Below are 18,731 nucleotides of genomic sequence, written 5' to 3' on the forward strand. Positions count from 1 at the left end.
CAACTGCGCAGAATTACTCTTCATACCATGTGGTGATATTGACATGACTCACCACACAGCCATAATCTTCTGCAGAAACTGGTGCAACATTCATCACGAACCACCTCTTTTCAGTTGGCGAATGACAAGGATATTCAAAACTAAATGTTTCTTTTGTACCCTCCAGTACTTGCTTCACGCCCCCATACACTTTTCTCGCATCGCTACCGGCAGGAGCATTTGATCCATAACAGGTTTCCAGATAGTTAACACCCAGCCCTGTGGTTTGCAAATTGGTATCGCCATTGGCTTTAGCAAATCTTACCCAGGCCTTGTTGACCAACATAATCGTGCCATCATGACTGAGTACTGCAATATGCTCAGGCAGGGCATCGATTATTGACTGTAACCTTTCACGGTCCCGATAGGCGGTAACATCGATAAATGTTGCCACCGCACCCTGGCCATCGTTTGAAATATGATAAGGTAACAATCTAACCAGATAGGTTGTTTTATTACTTGTCATCACCTCCTTCTGTATCAAACGGCCTGTTGCCATAGTCCTTTTAAAGTCTTCCATCAGCCCACTGTAAATCAGGATATTATTGATTTCATCAAGAGGGCGCCCAAGATCAGTCTCCCTGACCTTAAAGATCCCGACCGCATCTGGACTGTACCTTGTCAGATTCAAATGTTGATCAACAAAAACGGTCGGCACCCCAACCGCCTTAGTCATACTGTCCAAATCAGCATTTACTCTGTTCAGTATCTGGACTTTTTCCTGATACTCTGCATTTACCGTATTCAACTCCTCGTTGACAGACTGCAACTCCTCATTGGAACTTTGCAACTCCTCATTCGAAGCCATCAACTCCTCATTTGTCGCTTGCAGCTCTTCATTTGATGTTTCAAGTTCTTCGATAGTCGCCTGCAGACTTTCACGAGTAGCCGCTAACTCACTCTCCAATACCTCGATTCTTTCAACAGTTTCTGCATCAATATCGATAGATTTGGGTTTTACTTCACCATTACCTACCTGCTTTTCAATAAAACTGAGTAACAACAGCGTTTCCAAACCATCCCTTACAATCGGAGAGACCAGAATTCTTATCGTTTTCTCTTTTTCTCCCGTTGAAACGCGTATTGCATCAGAAGCGATCTTCTCTTTTTCCTTTGCCGCTTTGAAAATCAAAGCCGATGCTACCGGCACTACGGTTTCCGGCAACAAACGATTTAACTCAAGACTTGCAACACCCTCCTTGGCCTGCATAAATGGAGTTACATCACCAAACAGGTGTACAACTTCATTCTGACTATTCACAAGCATTGTGGGTGGTACATATTCCCGTACCAACCCCTTAACTGCCGTATCAATAATACTGCTATTTGATATTGTACTTGACGAACTTACCGCATCCTTTTTGTTGGATCTTGCAACATATCGCTTAAACGGTTCGCTTAGAGAATCGAATCGCATAGGTGGAGGATTAGCTGATTTCTGATAAAGCTTATGTTTTGTATCTATTGCCAACAGACCAATATCCGCACTGGCTATCGACTCACTTGAACCTAGCAACATGTAACCTTCGGGTTTTATCGCAAATTGTAATCGTTGAAGTGCTTTATTTTGTGCCTCTTGGGTAAAATAGATCAATGTATTTCTACAGGTCACTAAATCCATCTGTGTAAACGGTGGATCAGATAACAGATTATGCTTAGCAAACACTATGGTTTGTCTAAGTTCAGGCTTAACGTTATAAGAGTGACCGGTTTGGGTAAAAAACCTTTCAAGTCGCTCCGAAGTGATTTCAGTTCCGGTCGCTTCTGAATAGTTACCTGAAGCAGCAGTATCAATGCTTTCCTGACTCACATCCGTAGCAAAGATCTTTAAGTTTGGCCAGCGCCTAAATTTTTCAAACGCCTCCAGAAATAACATTGCGATTGAATAGGCTTCTTCACCTGTAGAAACACCCGATATCCAGACTCTGATACTCGAACCTGTAGATGCATTCTCTACAATTCTTTCTATAACCCTGCTTTCAAGTACTTTGAATGTTTCTGGATCTCTGAAAAAGTTTGTAACCGGAATCAACAGCTCCCTTTTCAAAGTAAAAACTTCCTGGCGCTCTTCCTTGAGTAAACTGTAATATCGATCGATCTTATTAAGATGCCTGACCTGCATTCTACGCTCTATCCGACGGAGAATGGTCGCTATTTTATAATCATGGAAGTCGATACCTACTGTCTGTAGTAAAATTTGCAGTATGCCTTCATAGGCATCGTCATCCGAAATCGACACATCCTCCTCTACTGGCCCAGACAACAATGGTCCTGGAGGCATATTACTAATGTGAGACATCAGACGTTCAGGTAGATCCTCGGCACGCATAATCGCATCAACCAATCCCGTACCGATAATACTGGCAGGCATACCATCAAATTTTGCACTGTTCGTCTCTTGCGCCATCAAGAAACCACCGGATGCATTAATTGCTATCGCACCCCTGGAGCCATCAGAACCTGTACCGGACAGCACCACGCCTATGACTCGTGAACCGAATGACTCAGAAAGTGAAGTAAAGAAGATATCAATAGGCAATGTCAGTACATGGGCCGCCTTAGGCTCAAGTTTAAATCGGTCTTTTTCCAACCGCATTAATTTCCCTGCCGGTATTAGAAAAACCTTATCTGCCTCAAGTTGCATATCATGCTTTACCATCACCACTTTCATCGATGTATATCTGCCCAACAGATCTATCATCATGCTTTTATGATCTGGAGATAGATGCTGTACAACTACAAATGCTGCACCGCTATCACTTGGACAGTGGGTAAAGAATCTCTCCAATGCCTCCAAACCACCTGCCGACGCTCCGATACCAACAACAAAGCCGTTAAACTTTTTCATTGCAGGCTCTATATTGCTATCAATATCATTCATAAGTTTTTCACTTGTCACTGGGACTTAAGTATTTAGGTAGAGATGTGTAGAGATCTGCTGCTTCACTAACCGTTGCACAGTATCGAACTCCAGTCGGCAGGGTCTTCATAAGATTAATTCCCTGACCTCCAATCCAAAGCTCAACCTGGTCTGGCAATGAATCCCTGAGCTCTGTCAGATATTGGTGAGTGATTCTGGGTTTGCAGTAGAGACTGACACTGATGCATACGATCTCTATTGAATAGGCATGCACGGCTTTACATACCTCCTGGAACGACAACCCACCACCTATGTTGAGACACCGACCACCAATGGAGGCAAGAACAATCTCCAATAAACTAAGACCCAGGGTATGTAACTCACCATAGGGTGTGGTAAGCAGGATGTTTTTACCTCTCTGAGTCACCCGCTTTTTCATTGAGGCTTCAATCAGCGCCAGCTCAAGCAGGCTCGAAATACAATGCTCTTGATAGGGACTGATCTCTCCCCGATACCAGCACTCCCCAACTTCCACCATCAGTGGCGCCAATACCTGCTCAACACACTCGATCAAATCCCCTTTGTTGAGCAATTTTCTCAATTCACTCTTGCAAAGCTCCAGATCGTGGGCCTTAAGCGCTTCCAGGACGACTCCATAAGCTTTTACACCAGCCAAATTCACATCAACTAACAGCTGCACAGGCAGAACGTTATCTTTCAGATTGGTAATCGCCTTACGAATCGGAATGCCAGTATCCACCTGCTCTTTAATTGAAATCAGGTTGCTTAGATGGCTTTGAGAATAGTAGCGACGGCCACTATCCGACCGCTCAGGGTCAGGATAGCCATAGCGACTCTCCCATTTGCGTAAAGTCGCCTCCTTCACACCGGTCAGGCTCGATATCAGTCCGATACTGTAGATTTTTGATTTAGACATACCCATTGTCCCGAGATTCTTGTCCAACTTAATATTGGACAAAAATTCCCGTGGAAAAACAATAGGCAAAGACTGATGCAGGTCAAATGACCGCCATTTATTCAAATTGCGTTCAATTATTTATCGGGATACTAATTCTTGAGGCGACTCGGCAGGCCGCCATATCGCAGCAGTGTAAAAAATTACAACGCGCAGGATCGGGGCAATACTTGGTTTCGGCGATAATAACTAACGCATTGATATTATGTAAATTATTTCTCAAAAGTGTAGAAAAAATCACCCGCCTGGGTACGGCCTGTCTCAGCTTCCAGCTGCCAGCGATCGGTCAGGTCATAACGCATTCGCAACTTACTCTCCGCACTGGAGAGCTCGTTGATGTATTGCACATAGAGCCTGGGCGAAAGGTAGGTACCGGCAACGAAGGAGGCCTCCTCCAGACTGCTGCCGGTGTCCAACCTGAACTCCTCCAGCCCGAAGCGCCGTCCAAGTTCTGCGGCCAGGTCACTGGCGCCGCTCGCTTTCAGTGCCGCCGCCAGACCCACCTGACCGGAGGATTCACCAGGGGGCCTGCCGGTCAATATATAACTCAACACATCACTCTCAGACATCGCCGGTGTGGAGAACAGGTCGAGCTTGGGGCTCTTCAAGGTACCGCTGACCCGTAAACCGGCAACCACATCATCCACTTCCCGCACCGCCCGCACATTGATCCCTGGATTATCCACCGGACTGTCGGCAAACAGGGCATAACCTCGCTCTATTTTCAGATCCTGTCCATAGGCCTTGTACACGCCCTCTTCAATACCAAGACGTCCGCGACCGATCACCGGTCGACCCGGTTCATCGATAATCAACAGATCACCTGTGAAGTTACCCCTCAGACCAAATCCATCAAAGCTGACCCGTTTACCCAAAGCGAGTCTTACTTCAGCACGAAAGGGAGCTTCCCGCTGAGCCGGCTCATCAGCCAGCTCAGACTGCTTCAGCACCATATCAGAACTGACCGAAACCGCGCCTTTGGGTAACTCCCGTGGGCGCAATCGGGCATAAGGCACCTTGATCAGACCTCTCACTTCGGTACCGGCGGCCTGATGCTTGAATTGGATATCGGGCGAGATCAGCACTTCCGCTTCCGGGATATCCACTGCCCGCCAGGATTTGCCGGTTATTTTATATTCGGAAGGGAAACCCTCAGCAGCACTTAGTATAGTAGTGCCGTTGATCGACAGCGCCCCATCCCCGGAGTTGACCTTACCGGTCACTTTCAGCCGATCCCATTCAATCGCCTCGATCAGCAGCTCAAGATCCCTCAGCTCAGTTCCCAGTTCAGCGATATCCACAGCCCCACCGCTAAGTTTTGCCTGACCCTGCAGCCTGGGTTCAGCAACCACACCTTGAATTTCGAAATTGATGTCAAAATCACCACGACTGTTCTGCAATTGTGGCAACAGGCTGGAGACCATGGCCAGATTCTCTATGCCACCTTTCAACTGACCGGATACCCGCTGCTGCTGCAGATCCAACTCCGGCAGCTTCAAACCCGGCAATCTCAGCTTGCCATTGATGCCACCCAGCTCCTTTAACGGCATCTCAAGTTCAGCTGTGCCGCCTTCGGCGTCGAGCCTGGCCGTCAACCGACTGCCGGAGAAATCGACCTCATGCCGCTGATCCTGATAATCGAATCCCAACCCCGCCTGGGCCAGCTTCAGATCGACCCGGCCCCCAATCTCACCAGCCCTGTTGGCATTCAGTTCCGCTTCAAAGCCTAACAATCCCTTCAGTTTCGTACCGCCGGGAGCCCAGGCCTCCAACCTTTGCAGATTGAATTTTTCAAGTTGCAGTTGAGATCGCCAAACCGTACTCGGGTGTTTTGCAAACTCACCGCACAACCGGCTCTCACCGGCCACCAGACAGAAGGGTTTCAGAAACTGCTCTCTCTCCCCAAGCTGGAAATCCGCTGCCTGTTCGAGCTGCCATTCACCAAGCTCCTTTGACTCCGTACGAAGCTGCTGCAATCGCCCCTTCCAGTGTCCCGCTTGATCCAGGCCGGCATCGATCATCAGGGTCAGCTGTGGTACCTCCTGCCCGCTCAGAGCCAGCTTCAGCTGATGCGCCTCAACCTGACCATCGAGATCTACTTTCAATGCCTCCCACTCTCTGCCAGCCAGAGCAAGCCCACTGGTATCAAGCTGAAGTTTGACTGGCTGGGATTGCCCCATGCCGAAGGCCAACTCCCCGGCAAGTCCCTGCAGGGCATAACTCTGATAAGCGATATCCTGCCCGGACAGCTGGGCCACGATCTGTGGCGTTTGGAGAGTGCCCTGCAACTGCCCCTGACCATTCAGTTCACCGGAAAGACCTGGCCAGAATCCAGCCAGGTCCGGAGCTTCCATCGACCAATCGAGTCCCAGTTGATCACCGACAGAACCGGATGCATTGATCCGATTCGGACCACTCTGCAGATTTAAAACCTTGATGGTCGCTTGATTCTGAGCAAAGGTTACCGCCCCTTCACCCTGCACCGGGTAGTCACGCAAACGCCCCTTGAGAGCGTCGAGTTGCAGCTCTCCCTGAAGTTGCTGATTGTCCAGCCTGCCCTGGCTACTCAGGCGAAAGCCCAGTTTCCCCGGAAATGCGGGATGAAAAATACCTGGATTGAAATCCTCAGCAACAAGCTCCATCCGCCAATTCAGTTCATCTGACCAGTCGAAAGAACCATCACCATTGATCAGGCCATCCTCCTGACGCAAGCTCATCTGCTGCAGAGTGATGGCTTGCAAAGTACCATGGCCATCCGCATCAATCTCTGCAGCAGGTAGCTCAGGCAGATCGAAGGCCATAGTCAGCTCATAGTCATAATGCTCGAGACTGCCTTTCAGATCGAGCTCACCCCGCTCACTGGCCACACTCACCGACTCACCAGTGAGTGGCCAGGTCAACTGTTGCCAGTTCAGGCTTGCGGCCAGCACGCCATCGTCAAGCCGATAGTGGCCCTGGGCATCAAACTGCAGGTCGTTGGGATTGGTCAGCTTCAGCTTGGTTATATCAACTCTGTGATCCCGATAGCTGGCTGACAGTTCACTGGACAACTTGCCGAGTCTGGGCTCATCAAGTTGGATATCCCCGTTCAATGACAGCTGTTGCAGATTCCCCTGAGCTTCGATTCTGCCACCCAACATGGCAGGAAAATCGGCAACGAACGCAGCCAGATCGACACGATCAACAGCCAACACAGCCTCCCAGTTGGCGTTACCGAACAGATCATACAGATCGATATCGAGATCACTGGCAACCGGTGCTTGCAGTTTTTGTTGCAGATGGAACCTTTCCGAATCGCCAGTGATGTCACCTCCTCCAGCGATCACGGCGCCCTCTGGCAGACTGTAGCGCCACTCCAGTGTCAGCGACAGGGGCAGGTTTCGATCAAGTCCGACCTGACCATCAACCAGCAGCTCAGCGGAGAGCCCCTTGAAATCAAGATCACTGATCAACAGATGTTGATCTTCGGTAGTCGCCCTGAACTTTAGGTGATCAACTACCAGGGGCTCACCATCCGGGCTGGTTGTGAGCTGGAAGCGACGACTGGAAAAGCGCTCAATTGTGATCTCCAGGGGTAGCATCACCCCCTGATAGGGGGTACTGCCCTGATCGGAGGATTCACCTTGCGGAAGGCTGAGGGCCGAATCGCTGAACAGCAGCTCTGTGATCTCAAGGCGTCCTTTCAACAGTGACCATGGGCGCCAATCGAACTTGAAGATCTCGATACAGAACTTCAGACCATCCTGCTGCTGATAGCACAACCCTTCGACCAACAAGGGTCCGGCGAGTCGCCCCTCGATGGACTCGACACTCAGTTTTCCAGGCAGATAGGGTTGAGCCTGGTCAATCAGGCGCCTGGCGCCATCCTGACTCATGCCGATGTAGAGAATCAGTGACAGGCAGAGCAGCAGCAGGCCACCGATCAACAAGGCAATCGCTCTAAAGAGGGTCACAATTCAGGCCCTACCACAACATGCAGGCGCCAGTGCTGCTCATCCTCAACCCGGCCGGAAGCAACGTCGAAACGAACCGGTCCAACCGGAGATTGCCAGCGCAGACCCAGACCAACACCATATGCCGTTTCAGAATCATAGTCCTGATCATAGGCGTTACCCGCATCGACAAACAGGGCACCACTCCATTTACCGCTGATGTGGCGATCGATCTCCAGACTGCCCACGGCAAGATAGCGTCCGCCGATCACATCATCCGCTTCATCTTCAGGCCCCAGGTCCTGATAACCAAACCCCCGAACCGTGTTATCGCCACCGGCAAAGAAGCGCTTGCTCGGCGGCAACTCGGTGAAATCTTCAGCCCAGGTTGCTCCCAGCTCCAGCCGACTCAACAGGCGCCATGCCCCATCACCCAGAGCACGAATATCCTTTCCACTGGCGTAGAGTTGAAAATAGCTGGTGGACGACAAAACGGCATCCGAAGCTCCCTCGATACGAAAATTCAGGCGTTTGCCCTTTTCAATCCGCTGCTTTCTGTCACTCTTGATGCGCAGCCAATCCACACTCGGCACCAACAGTCTTGCTTTACCCTCCTGACTGCCGACCTGATAGTCCTCATAGGTATACTCAAGCCCCAGGCTGCGCCGCCAGCCTCTGTCCAGGCTCACTGAGTGGGTAAGGTTGACCAGTGCCCGGTCCCCCTGATTGGTGTCGGAGTTGAAATGTTCATAGGAAGCACCCAGACGCAGATAGTCTTCGGTGGGCCGCTCAAGGGGTATGACATATTCACTGCTGATGCTGCTGATCGGTTCCGATATCTGAAATTCGGTGCGCATTCTGTGACCCCGACGGCCAATGCGGCGGTTTTTCCAATCAAGGGTCAGCCTCGGCCCGGTGTCAGTGGAGTAACCCAGACCGATGCGGTAGCGATTCTTTTTGTTGGGCTTGAGATTAATATCCACCGGCACCCGATCTCCCTCCACCTGATCCCGACGACTGATCACTTCGACTCTTTTGAAATATTCGCTGTCGGTCAATTGCCCCTGCAGATTGAGCAGCGCCTCCTGACTGAACGGATCACCCGTATTAAAAGGCACATAACGGGCCAGATAGTCAGCATCCATGACATCCTGATTGAATCGGACCTCACCGAAACGCAACCGCATGCCGGTATCCAGGTGCAGGCTGATGGTCGCCGTATCACTTACCGTATCCACCAGAATTCTGTGTTGCAGATATTTTGCGTCCAGGTAGCCCTGTTCGATGGTATCGGAAAGCAGTGACTGCTTCGCCCCGTCATAGAGACTTTGATCCAGCACATCACCTGTTTTCAGAGGAAAAACCTTGCTCACCCGAGGATCCTCACGGCCTTCACCGGAAACCTGGAAGTCAACCTCGACAATCTTCACCGCCGGGCCCGACTGGATGGTGTAAGTTGCCTGGAACCTCTGTTCCTGCTGTTCAAGTTTGCTGATGATGCTGGGCTTAAAAAAACCGAACGGCTTCAACGCTTCACGTATCTCACTCTCCGCTTTGTCATGCAGTAGGCGGAGCCTGGCCTGATTCAGTGAGGTGCGGTTTTTTTCCTGTTCGATAGAGAGGTATACCAGTACATTATCCCGCAACTGAGACTCCAATCCCTTAACACTGACCGCTACCTCCAGGCCATAGAGGTTAACTGGGATCAACAACAGGACCAGTATAAAAATCGTGTTTCGCATAAGGATTGCAGAAGCTGAACAGAATAGCTTTAAATCTAACCTTTGAGTTAATAAGAACCTTCTTGATAAGCCCGGATCCAGCCTGATCACAAGCGAGCAACGGGCACCTGGATTGACTCTGTCGGCCAGAGCAACCACAGCATATCAAATATCGATCTGCGACTTGTGCGATTCTATCCCGAGCCGACAAATATTCACAAAGGTCCTGCTCACCGTCAATTAATGCGCTCACGCACAGACACACTGGACCTGTCTATTTCGAGGGTACGCTGAAAGCCAGCCGGTAGACGATTTGGATGCTGGAATAGGAGTAAGATACTAGGGCCTACTGGATACGTGTTAACAGACCCTAATACCGGGCAAGAGTTCCAGCAAGTTCTCCTCCCTGTAAGCCAGCTGCCAACCAGAGATCAAACCAGATACGATAGCGGAAACAGACGCAGTCCCAGCTGTATCAGAAGTAAACTATCCGCGCAATGGATCAGGCAGATCCGAAGCAGAGGAGCCGCTGGTATTGCCGTTTTCCTTGATCAACAGTTTACTGGTCTCTGCTGCGGAAAGCGGCCGGCCAAAATAGAAACCCTGGGCATCATTGCAGCCTTCAGCCACCAGAAAGCGTCTCTGCTCCTCGTTCTCCACGCCTTCCGCCAGCACATTCAGATTCAGGTTCTTGGCCATCGCTATGATCGCACGGGTAATCGCCACATCATCAGCATCACCAGGCACATCATGTATAAACGAACGATCAATTTTCAGCCGTGTCAATGGAAATCGTTTTAGATAGGCCAGTGATGAGTAACCCGTACCAAAATCATCAACCGCCAGGTCTGCACCAAGATCTCGCAACTGCTGCAGGATCGAAACCGAGGCCTCAGGATCTTTCATCAAAAAACCTTCAGTCACTTCAAACTCAAGCCACTCAGACCGGCACCCCGTCTCTTCCAGTATGGTTTTGATGGTCGGTATAAGCTCAGCACTGCTTATCTGTTTTACCGATAGATTGACCGCCAACTTCTGCGGCGCTATGCCCTGCTCGTACCAGCTGGCCATCTGCTTACAGGCAACTCGTAACACCTGCTCTCCCAATGAAATGATCAGCCCGGTATCCTCAGCCAATGGAATAAACCTCGAAGGTGAGACCATACCCATATCGGGATGCATCCAACGTACCAAAGCTTCAACGCCGATCAGACCACCACCGGCAGTATCATATTGAGGTTGGTAGTAGACAACCAATTGATCCTCAACCAATGCTCGCCGCAAACTTGATTCGAGAAAAATCCTCTCAAAAGCCTGCTCGGTCATATCAGCGGTATAGTATTGGAATGTATTCTTACCCTCGTCTTTTGCTTTATACATGGCCGCATCCGCATTGCGCAGCAGGGTATCTGCCGTTCGACCATCCTGAGGATAGACGCTGATTCCGATACTCGCGGTCAGAAAGAACTGATGATTATCCATCTCAAACGGCAACTCAAGAGAGTGGATAATCTGCTGCGCCACCGTGGCTGCATGCTGTGGTTTTTTCAGCCCCTCTGAAATGAATGTAAATTCATCACCACCCAGTCGAGCCAACAGATCCTCTTCCCGCACACTTTCCGAAAATCGCTTGGCAACCTCTTTCAAGACCATATCGCCAACCGCATGACCAAGACTGTCATTGATCTCTTTAAATCGATCCAGATCGACAAACAGCACCGCCAGTTGAGAGTTACTACGTTTGGCTTTACTGATCGCCTGTTGCAGACGCATCAGAAACAACGCCCTGTTGGGCAGATTGGTCAGGGAATCATGGTGCGCCAGATGTTGCAGGTTATCCTTCTGCTGTTTGACCTCATCCAGGAGCTCAAGATGCTCAGTGATATCCCTGGCCACTTCGATAACACCACGCAGAGTGCCATCACTGTTCAGCAGAGGAGAGGCGATCACCTCCACCCGTTTCAATTTGCTACTGTTTGACGAAAATGGCCGGGTCAAGATTGCACTGGCCTGACGGCCGTTCTCAAGTACCCGGTGAACAGGGCAATCCTGAGCATCAGATCGGTCTGCCGGATAGGAGACGAATGGCAGATCAAAGTAGTATTTGGGCAGATCACGCTCAAAACCAAATCCCTTCAGTACCTGTTTGACACTCTTGTTCATTAATTGAATCTGCAGGTCGGGATCGATCACCATCACCACATCTGTGATGTTATCGATAACTGCCTGCAAAAACTCCCGTTCGCTGTAAACCTGCATCTCCATATTGAGACGATCAGTCACATCATGGGTCAATCCAAGATGTTCGATAACCTCACCTTCAGAATCCATGATTGGCACTGCATGGGTTTCCAGCCAGATATGCCTGCCTTTCAACCCGGTAATACTGAACGTCAAGGAGGCACTCTGACCTTCAAAGACCAATTGATTGATCTGTTCAAATGCGTCTTTGTATGGCTCATCAATCAAATCAAAAATAATATTCTTTGACAATTGATCCAATGTATCCGCCTGAATGATCTCAAGCCCTTTCGGATTGATACTGAGCAGCTCCCCATCTTTTCCGATGGTACTGACACAGGCAGGTTGTGAATTGACCAGACGCCTGAGATTCTGCTCTCCGGCTCTTAATTCTCCCTCCATTCTTTTACGCTCGGTAATATCTTCCACAAAGGCAATTGAGGAGAAGACTCTGCCATCCCGTTGTCGCAAAGTTACCGCACTGAAGTGTGTCGGGATGTTGTACCCATCCTTATGCCGCAGCTCAATATCGTAACTGCGTCTTTCGACTTTACTTATTCTGTTTGTCTGCTCAATAAAAATCTGTTTATTTGTCTCGTCGACGAACTCCATTGGGGTTTTCCCAAGCATCTCCTCCTTACTGTAACCCAATAAATCCTGCAGGCGATCATTGACATCCACTGTCTTGCGTTGAGGATCAATGACCCACATTCCCTCAGGTGCAGCATTAAAAATTGTTCGATAACTGCGCTCTTTTTCGATCAGCTCTGTGGTATGTTGCCTGACCAGTAATCGCAGCCTGACGATAATTAACGACAGCAATAAGCCGATCGTCAACAGCGCACCAATCAGGACTGAAATATAGTGTTCATAGCTCCAGCTCAGCCAATCAGGTATCGGTGGCTTCGCCTGGTACAGCAACCCTTCGATACGGCTATTCTCTCCTAGAAAATTCAATTCAATGAATATCTCATGTATCTGTCTCCAGCGTTCAGGATGCATGTAGCCGATCTCAACCAACAGTGGCTGTATCAACTCTTTGGAAACATCAGCTTCATAGACAAGATGGGCACGAGACATACCCTGGGTATTGTAATTTTGCAGAATCAGATCAACGACCTCATCCCGATTTGCCAAGGCATAGGCCCAGCCCTTGAGTGTCGCCTTGCGAAAGTTTTCAACCTGCTCAGGATCTTCACTGATTCGCTGCTCGGTTGTAACCAGCACATCGCCATAGAAGTCGATGCCATAATCCTTCGGCATGATATGGCGGGGCACCACTCCCGCCTGACCCAGCAGAAAACCCTGATCAGTCATATAGGCATTGAAGGCATCAGTCTCTCCAGACAACAAAGAATTCGCATCAAAACTGCTGGGCAGGCGAATATACTCATCGCTGGTAAGACCGCCTCTTTTCAGCATCGCATGGAGTGCAGCATCCTGCGTACCAGTGCCGATCATCACCCGCCGTCCAAACAAATCGGAAACCCGGTGAATATCGGAATCGCCTCTTACCAGTAAGGCGTAAGGGCTGTGCTGATAGATCGCCGCCAAGGCCACCACCGGATAGCCATTGGCTCGCTTGATCAGAGCATTCGCCCCGCTGACGGCATAATCCGCCTCACCCTCGAGCATCACTTCAACCGGGGCGCGACCCTGATGCTCCCTGATTTCCACCTCCAGACCCAACTCTCTGTAGTAACCCTTCGCCTTGGCAGCATAGTATCCGGCAAATTGAAACTGATGCTTCCACTTCAGCTGCAGAACAACCGACTGATATCCACGATTGGCTTGTTGCGGATTGTTGGTAGACAGCAGCGGGCCGCTGCAAGCTATCAGAAACAGCAGAGTGATCAGCCTGGAAAACCACATCGGCTTACTGCCTGGATGATTACACATAGATTCGAACATTCTGGAAAAATCAGGCCAATCAGAGCCTGTATCAATAAAAAGCCTATTGAGAAAGTTATCGGCGGTGGTTGTTCACCCTTTAACCACAAAGACTTAGCCAGCGATTGTTACTGACGCCCAAGACAATGGATCGGGGGGTACCGGTGAGGCTGGTTGACGCTTTGGATGACAACAGGCACATAGGATTTCAGGATATGGTTAATCAGACCAAACAGACCCTAACCCAATGAAAACTCTAGATATCCACACCCATTTGCTCAATCCTGCAGCGAGTTCACACAGAGAATACGATAAAATAGCCGTGCGTTTTTTTGCCAAGGGCCTCAGTGTCGATCCAGCCCGTTTGAGAGACACCCCCTATCAGACCTACCTCGAAGCGATGGTAAAATCGTTACTTCAACAAACGACCCGTGATCAACAGATTCACCGGGCTCAGTGCAACTTCCAGAAGAAACCAGGACAGATCTACCACCTCCACCAGAACCGTCATGGAAATACCCTGCTCTCCATGCTCTTGCCGGATGACTGGCAGGGCAAAATTATTAAAGACAAGAGTGACCACCTGAAAGCGATTCATCAACTGCTCAGCGACCAGATGTAACCAATGGCCAAAGCGTTCGCATCCAGGTGGCATTCCATTACCCCGGCACAGAGTTTGATAAATCAAGAACTCTTCTGACTGAACAACAGCTTCATCAATGCACGTGGTTCGCGATCGTTTGCATTGGCGATTTCGACAATCGTATCTGCGCTGTCCTCCACTTTGAGCCCGGCCGCCTGCATGCGAGTCACCACACTCTGGGGTGTCTCATTGAGCAGTGGCGCCACCTCATCCACCGGTGAAGACTCTATACTCATCACGATGTTCATCATCGGGCTGGCGCCGGCATCCGTAAGGGATAAAAATATAAAGGCACTGCTGACGAGAGCCACAGATCCGACCAGACTCAAAGCCATGGGTTGAGCAAAGTACTTCTTAATCCCCCCCCAATGATTGAGCACATGCAAACCAATGGCGATGGCAAACACCATACCGACCCACTCATGTGCCAGCTGTATCGGATTATGTACACCAAAAAACATCAGCACACCGGAAATCACCACAACCAGACCGCTTCCAATGATCAGTGGCGTCGACCATTTACGGGTATTCAGATTATTCATTGTTAATAGACTCTCTATCCTGCGTCCCGCCACGACGGGCATTAGATCATGATTTTCAACAGAAGACCTCTGACTCAGCCATCATCCAGGCACCGGTTTTTCCCGGACCTTGGTAGTCACCAGAACGACGAACAGAGCACCAATCAGAGATCCCTTGGATATCCCTTAAGCATGAAACCGTAAAAGTTAGCGGGGTGGTGCAATGCCACCCCGTACTGCTAACGATCGGTTAACGCTTGAAGCCACCTCGAGGCAGACCATTGTCACGATCCACTTCAACTTGGCGCACCAGTGAATTATCAACGGTGATGATATCCACCAGATAGGTATCCCCATCCTTTTCTGTCACCTGCCCCACTTTCAAGCGATCATTACCGCGCATGATCAGACGCGCTGATACCAGAGTTTTCGCCTCTTCAGCGGTCAGATCCAACTCCCGCGCCATCGCCGGCCCGAACTTGCCTTTACCTTGCATCATGCCAGGAGCACCCATCATATCGCCACGATCGCAGTAACCTCTTTTACCCCCCCAGCCTGCATCGGCACTGGAAGCAAGAACAAACAGTCCTGATGTCGCAATGACTGCAGAAACGATGCTAACCTTTAAAGCTTTATTCATATCACTTTCCTCTATTGATTGGTTGCTTTGTCTTACTGACGACTACCATTTAAGACCCTGCATGTGTCGCCCCCGTGCCAACCAACGACAGATTTGTAACAGCCCATGACAATCCCTGGATTTGACACAATCTGTCACAAACTTCCTTTCCGCCTGTCAACGCTTGCCTTAAACTGAGCACATGGATAGCCAACCCCACATTCTCGTTGTTGATGATCACCAGGAGATTCGCACCCTGTTGCAACGTTTTCTCACGGATCATGGATATCGCATCACCACCGCATCGAATGGCGTCGAGATGAAGAAGCGCCTGCAGGATGCAGCGATTGATCTGATCGTGCTCGATCTGATGATGCCCGGTGAAGATGGCCTGACCCTGTGCCGCAACCTTCGCGCCGAGTCGAATATCCCTGTCATCATGCTGACCGCCATGGGTGAAGAGACCGACCGGATCATCGGCCTGGAGATGGGAGCTGACGACTATCTGGCAAAACCATTCAACCCCAGAGAGTTACTTGCACGTATCAAAGCTGTGATGCGGCGCATGGGTACAATGCCTGAAGTCAGCCGTGAGGAGCTGTCGCAGCAACTGAATTTCCTAGGCTGGACACTGCGACCGGCATCCCGTGAACTGACCGATCCGCAACAGACCCTGGTCCCATTGAGCACCGCCGAATTCACCCTGTTGATGGCCTTTGTCACCCGCCCGGGCCGGGTACTCTCACGGGACCAGTTGCTCGATCTGGCACGTGGACGTGAAGCGCGTGCTTTTGACCGGGCGATCGACACGCTGGTCAGCCGACTGCGGCGCAAATTACGTGATCAACCCCGCAACCCGCAGATTATTAAAACCGTGCGTGGCGGCGGATATCTTTTTGCCGCCAAGGTAGAGAACAACAATGCGTCTCTGGCCTGATACACTCGCAGGGCGAACCCTGGCGCTACTGGTAGGTGCAACACTGCTGATGATGATCAGCAGTGCAATCCTGTTACAGGACGAACGCAAAGCCCGTTTCGATGAGCATAATCTCTACCGTTATCTACAGCGGGTGGCCACCCTCACCCGCCTGCTCAGTGACGCCACCGACCAGGAGCGCAGCCGCATCATCAAACGGGTCACCGAAGAGGGCGAAAAGATCAGCCTGGACGAAACTCCCTGGGTAGACTCCCACCCAAGACACCCCATGGAAAAGAAGATTGCCCGCCACATAAGTCGTTCAACCGGCATCCGCGACCACTCGGCTATCCGTGTCATGATTGAACTCGATGGTCGTGGCAAATCCCACCGGGGCGAGGATCATTTCCGGTTCCGGGCTGACAAGGGAATCAAAACCATCAGTATATCGATACTCCTTTGGGATGATCTATGGCTCAACTTCCAAACCCATCATTTCAAGGATGCACCACCCTGGGCCAGCGCTACCCTTCAGGGTTTATTGATACTGCTGGCCCTGCTTATTGTCATCGGCCTGTTGATTGCCCGACGCATGGCTCGCCCCATGGCTCAGCTGGCCGATGCCGCCGAGCGCTTCGGCCTCGGTCAGCCACAATCCCCCATTCCTGAAGAGGGGCCCCGGGAGGTTCGCCAAACCATCCACGCCTTCAACCTGATGCAGCAGCGCTTACAGAAACAGATCTGTGATCGTTCACGAATGCTTGCCGCGGTATCCCATGACCTGAGAACCCCGATCACCACGCTGCGACTCAGGGCGGAGTATATCGAGGACCAGGAGATGCGGGAGAAGACCCTGACCACCCTCGCCGAGATGGAAGCGATTCTCTCCGATACCCTGAGTTTCGCCCGTGACGAAGCAGCGGATGAACAGGCACGTTCCACCGATCTCGCGGCTCTGCTGCAGAGCCTGATCGACGACCATGCCGACCTGGGCGGCAATGCCGAATATCAGGGACCGGAGCGGTTCAATTTCATCTGCCGCCCGGTTTCGTTGCGACGGGCACTCAATAACCTGATTGATAACGCTTTGAAATATGGTGAGAGCGTGGTGGCGAGTCTCTCCACCAGACCGGACCAGGTCACAATCCATATTGATGACAGCGGGCCGGGTATTCCGGACGATCAGCTGGAAGCGGTATTGACACCTTTTTTCCGCCTCGAAGCTTCACGCAACCGGGAGACCGGCGGAACTGGACTTGGGCTGGCCGTAGCCAACAGCATCATACTCGCTCATGGTGGCGAACTGTCACTGGAAAACCGCCCGGAAGGGGGATTGCGGGTAACCCTGGTGCTGAATCAGTCAGAAAAACAACATGATAGATAATATTATATTTTTCTGATTGTTATATAACATCGGCTCAGCTTACCCAAAACCATGCAATGGTTGGATATGTTCAATCTGTCACCATTCATCATGCAGCGGCCCAAGCCCGAGCTACTGTTCACCAGGATTAAACGCTATACTAGCCACAGGATGACCTCTGGCTAAAATCAGGAAAGCCGTTTTATGAAAGCATTGCAATCAGACAACTACCTTAAGCTGAAAAAAACCAATCCGGATGCCTTTCAGGAGTGGATTGCGGATAAATCCGATACCGTCAAAAAAGGCGGCATCAAGCTGCGCATCGTACCCGTGCGAAACAACAAAAAGAGCCGATAAGCTGATTCGCAGTTCGATACTGTGAACGTTGCTTTACCCGCACTACTCACGTTTCTGCTGATCCTTCCTGGCTTCATCTTCCGTGGCAACTTCACCAGTTCGGAAATGTCAGCAGTATAAACACCTTACACCCTCGCTATGGCCCGATGGCAATGCGGCAGCTGACCGAGTAGCCCACTATATGTTGCAGCGAACCTTCTTCTCCCCTCAGGTGCGGCCGCTGTTTTTTTACTTATCGCATTTCAGGAATTCAGCAACTTTGTGGCTGATTGGCTGCATGCGGATACGGAATCTGCTAGTTTTTACAGCTAACAGGCCCCTTTGAATCCGAATGGTTCATTGCTGGCTTTGGCTTTGGCTTTGGCTTTGGCTTTGGCTTTGGCTTTGGCTTTGGCCTTCATTTTTACCTGGACAAGCGGCACGACAAGCCACCCTATGATGTCACGCAGGGAAGTTATTCATTGCAAAGATAGGTAGCCTGAAGCGACACGATTCTAACAGACTTGTGATACTGAAACTCTTCATCGCATTGGCTCAAATCATTGTACAGAATACACATACACCAGTGAATAAAACCTTGTGCAATACCATCATAATTTTCAATAAGACAGAAATTGTCAATTCACGCGCATGAAGTGGGCACATTTACACGG

The 18,731-nt window shown here is 50.4% G+C and carries 11 protein-coding genes; 4 read left to right on the forward strand and 7 right to left on the reverse strand.

Annotated features, from left to right (window positions below; translation table 11 throughout):
• Window positions 1-13: 13 nt before the first annotated feature.
• The 5 genes from A3193_RS14295 to A3193_RS14315 all read right to left on the reverse strand — a co-directional run bounded on the left by A3193_RS14295 (window position 14) and on the right by A3193_RS14315 (window position 13,641).
• Window positions 14-2,920: a CheR family methyltransferase gene (locus A3193_RS14295; RefSeq protein ID WP_069015122.1), complete on the reverse strand. Its 2,907-nt coding sequence runs from the start codon at window positions 2,918-2,920 to the stop codon at window positions 14-16.
• 7 nt (window positions 2,921-2,927) lie between these two features.
• Window positions 2,928-3,836: a MerR family transcriptional regulator gene (locus A3193_RS14300; protein ID WP_162273750.1), complete on the reverse strand. Its 909-nt coding sequence runs from the start codon at window positions 3,834-3,836 to the stop codon at window positions 2,928-2,930.
• A gap of 251 nt (window positions 3,837-4,087) precedes the next feature.
• On the reverse strand, window positions 4,088-7,828 hold the full coding sequence (locus A3193_RS14305) for a translocation/assembly module TamB domain-containing protein (RefSeq protein WP_083218773.1): 3,741 nt from the start codon (window positions 7,826-7,828) through the stop codon (window positions 4,088-4,090).
• Window positions 7,825-9,549, reverse strand: coding sequence for an autotransporter assembly complex protein TamA (locus tag A3193_RS14310; protein ID WP_069015124.1), 1,725 nt, complete (start codon window positions 9,547-9,549; stop codon window positions 7,825-7,827). The genes A3193_RS14305 and A3193_RS14310 overlap by 4 nt, the downstream gene beginning before the upstream one ends.
• Before the next feature lie 465 nt (window positions 9,550-10,014).
• Window positions 10,015-13,641 (reverse strand): EAL domain-containing protein, encoded by a 3,627-nt coding sequence (locus tag A3193_RS14315; RefSeq protein ID WP_069015125.1) that lies wholly within the window; start codon window positions 13,639-13,641, stop codon window positions 10,015-10,017.
• A gap of 265 nt (window positions 13,642-13,906) precedes the next feature.
• On the opposite strand from A3193_RS14315, the gene A3193_RS14320 reads away from it, so the two are divergent.
• On the forward strand, window positions 13,907-14,281 hold the full coding sequence (locus A3193_RS14320) for a DUF2452 domain-containing protein (protein ID WP_069015126.1): 375 nt from the start codon (window positions 13,907-13,909) through the stop codon (window positions 14,279-14,281).
• Between the two features lie 62 nt (window positions 14,282-14,343).
• On the opposite strand, the gene A3193_RS14325 is transcribed toward A3193_RS14320, so the two are convergent.
• Both A3193_RS14325 and A3193_RS14330 read right to left on the reverse strand, forming a co-directional pair.
• Window positions 14,344-14,844 (reverse strand): DUF4405 domain-containing protein, encoded by a 501-nt coding sequence (locus tag A3193_RS14325; protein ID WP_069015127.1) that lies wholly within the window; start codon window positions 14,842-14,844, stop codon window positions 14,344-14,346.
• A 229-nt stretch (window positions 14,845-15,073) separates the two neighbouring features.
• Window positions 15,074-15,463, reverse strand: a complete 390-nt coding sequence (locus tag A3193_RS14330) for a hypothetical protein (RefSeq protein WP_069003585.1) — start codon at window positions 15,461-15,463, stop codon at window positions 15,074-15,076.
• Window positions 15,464-15,644: 181 nt separating this feature from the next.
• Here A3193_RS14330 and A3193_RS14335 point away from each other — a divergent pair, with 181 nt between their 5' ends.
• The 3 genes from A3193_RS14335 to A3193_RS20590 all read left to right on the forward strand — a co-directional run bounded on the left by A3193_RS14335 (window position 15,645) and on the right by A3193_RS20590 (window position 18,078).
• The gene (locus A3193_RS14335) at window positions 15,645-16,379 is read left to right on the forward strand and encodes a response regulator (RefSeq protein ID WP_069015128.1); all 735 of its coding nucleotides are present in this window, start codon (window positions 15,645-15,647) and stop codon (window positions 16,377-16,379) included.
• Window positions 16,363-17,742: an ATP-binding protein gene (locus A3193_RS14340; protein WP_069003583.1), complete on the forward strand. Its 1,380-nt coding sequence runs from the start codon at window positions 16,363-16,365 to the stop codon at window positions 17,740-17,742. The genes A3193_RS14335 and A3193_RS14340 overlap by 17 nt, the downstream gene beginning before the upstream one ends.
• Window positions 17,743-17,925: 183 nt before the next feature.
• Entirely contained in the window at window positions 17,926-18,078 is a 153-nt protein-coding gene (locus A3193_RS20590) for a hypothetical protein (protein WP_155523039.1), read from the forward strand.
• Window positions 18,079-18,731: the final 653 nt, after the last annotated feature.

It is taken from the genome of Candidatus Thiodiazotropha endoloripes (assembly GCF_001708965.1).
Classification (GTDB): Bacteria; Pseudomonadota; Gammaproteobacteria; order Chromatiales; family Chromatiaceae; genus Thiodiazotropha; species Thiodiazotropha endoloripes.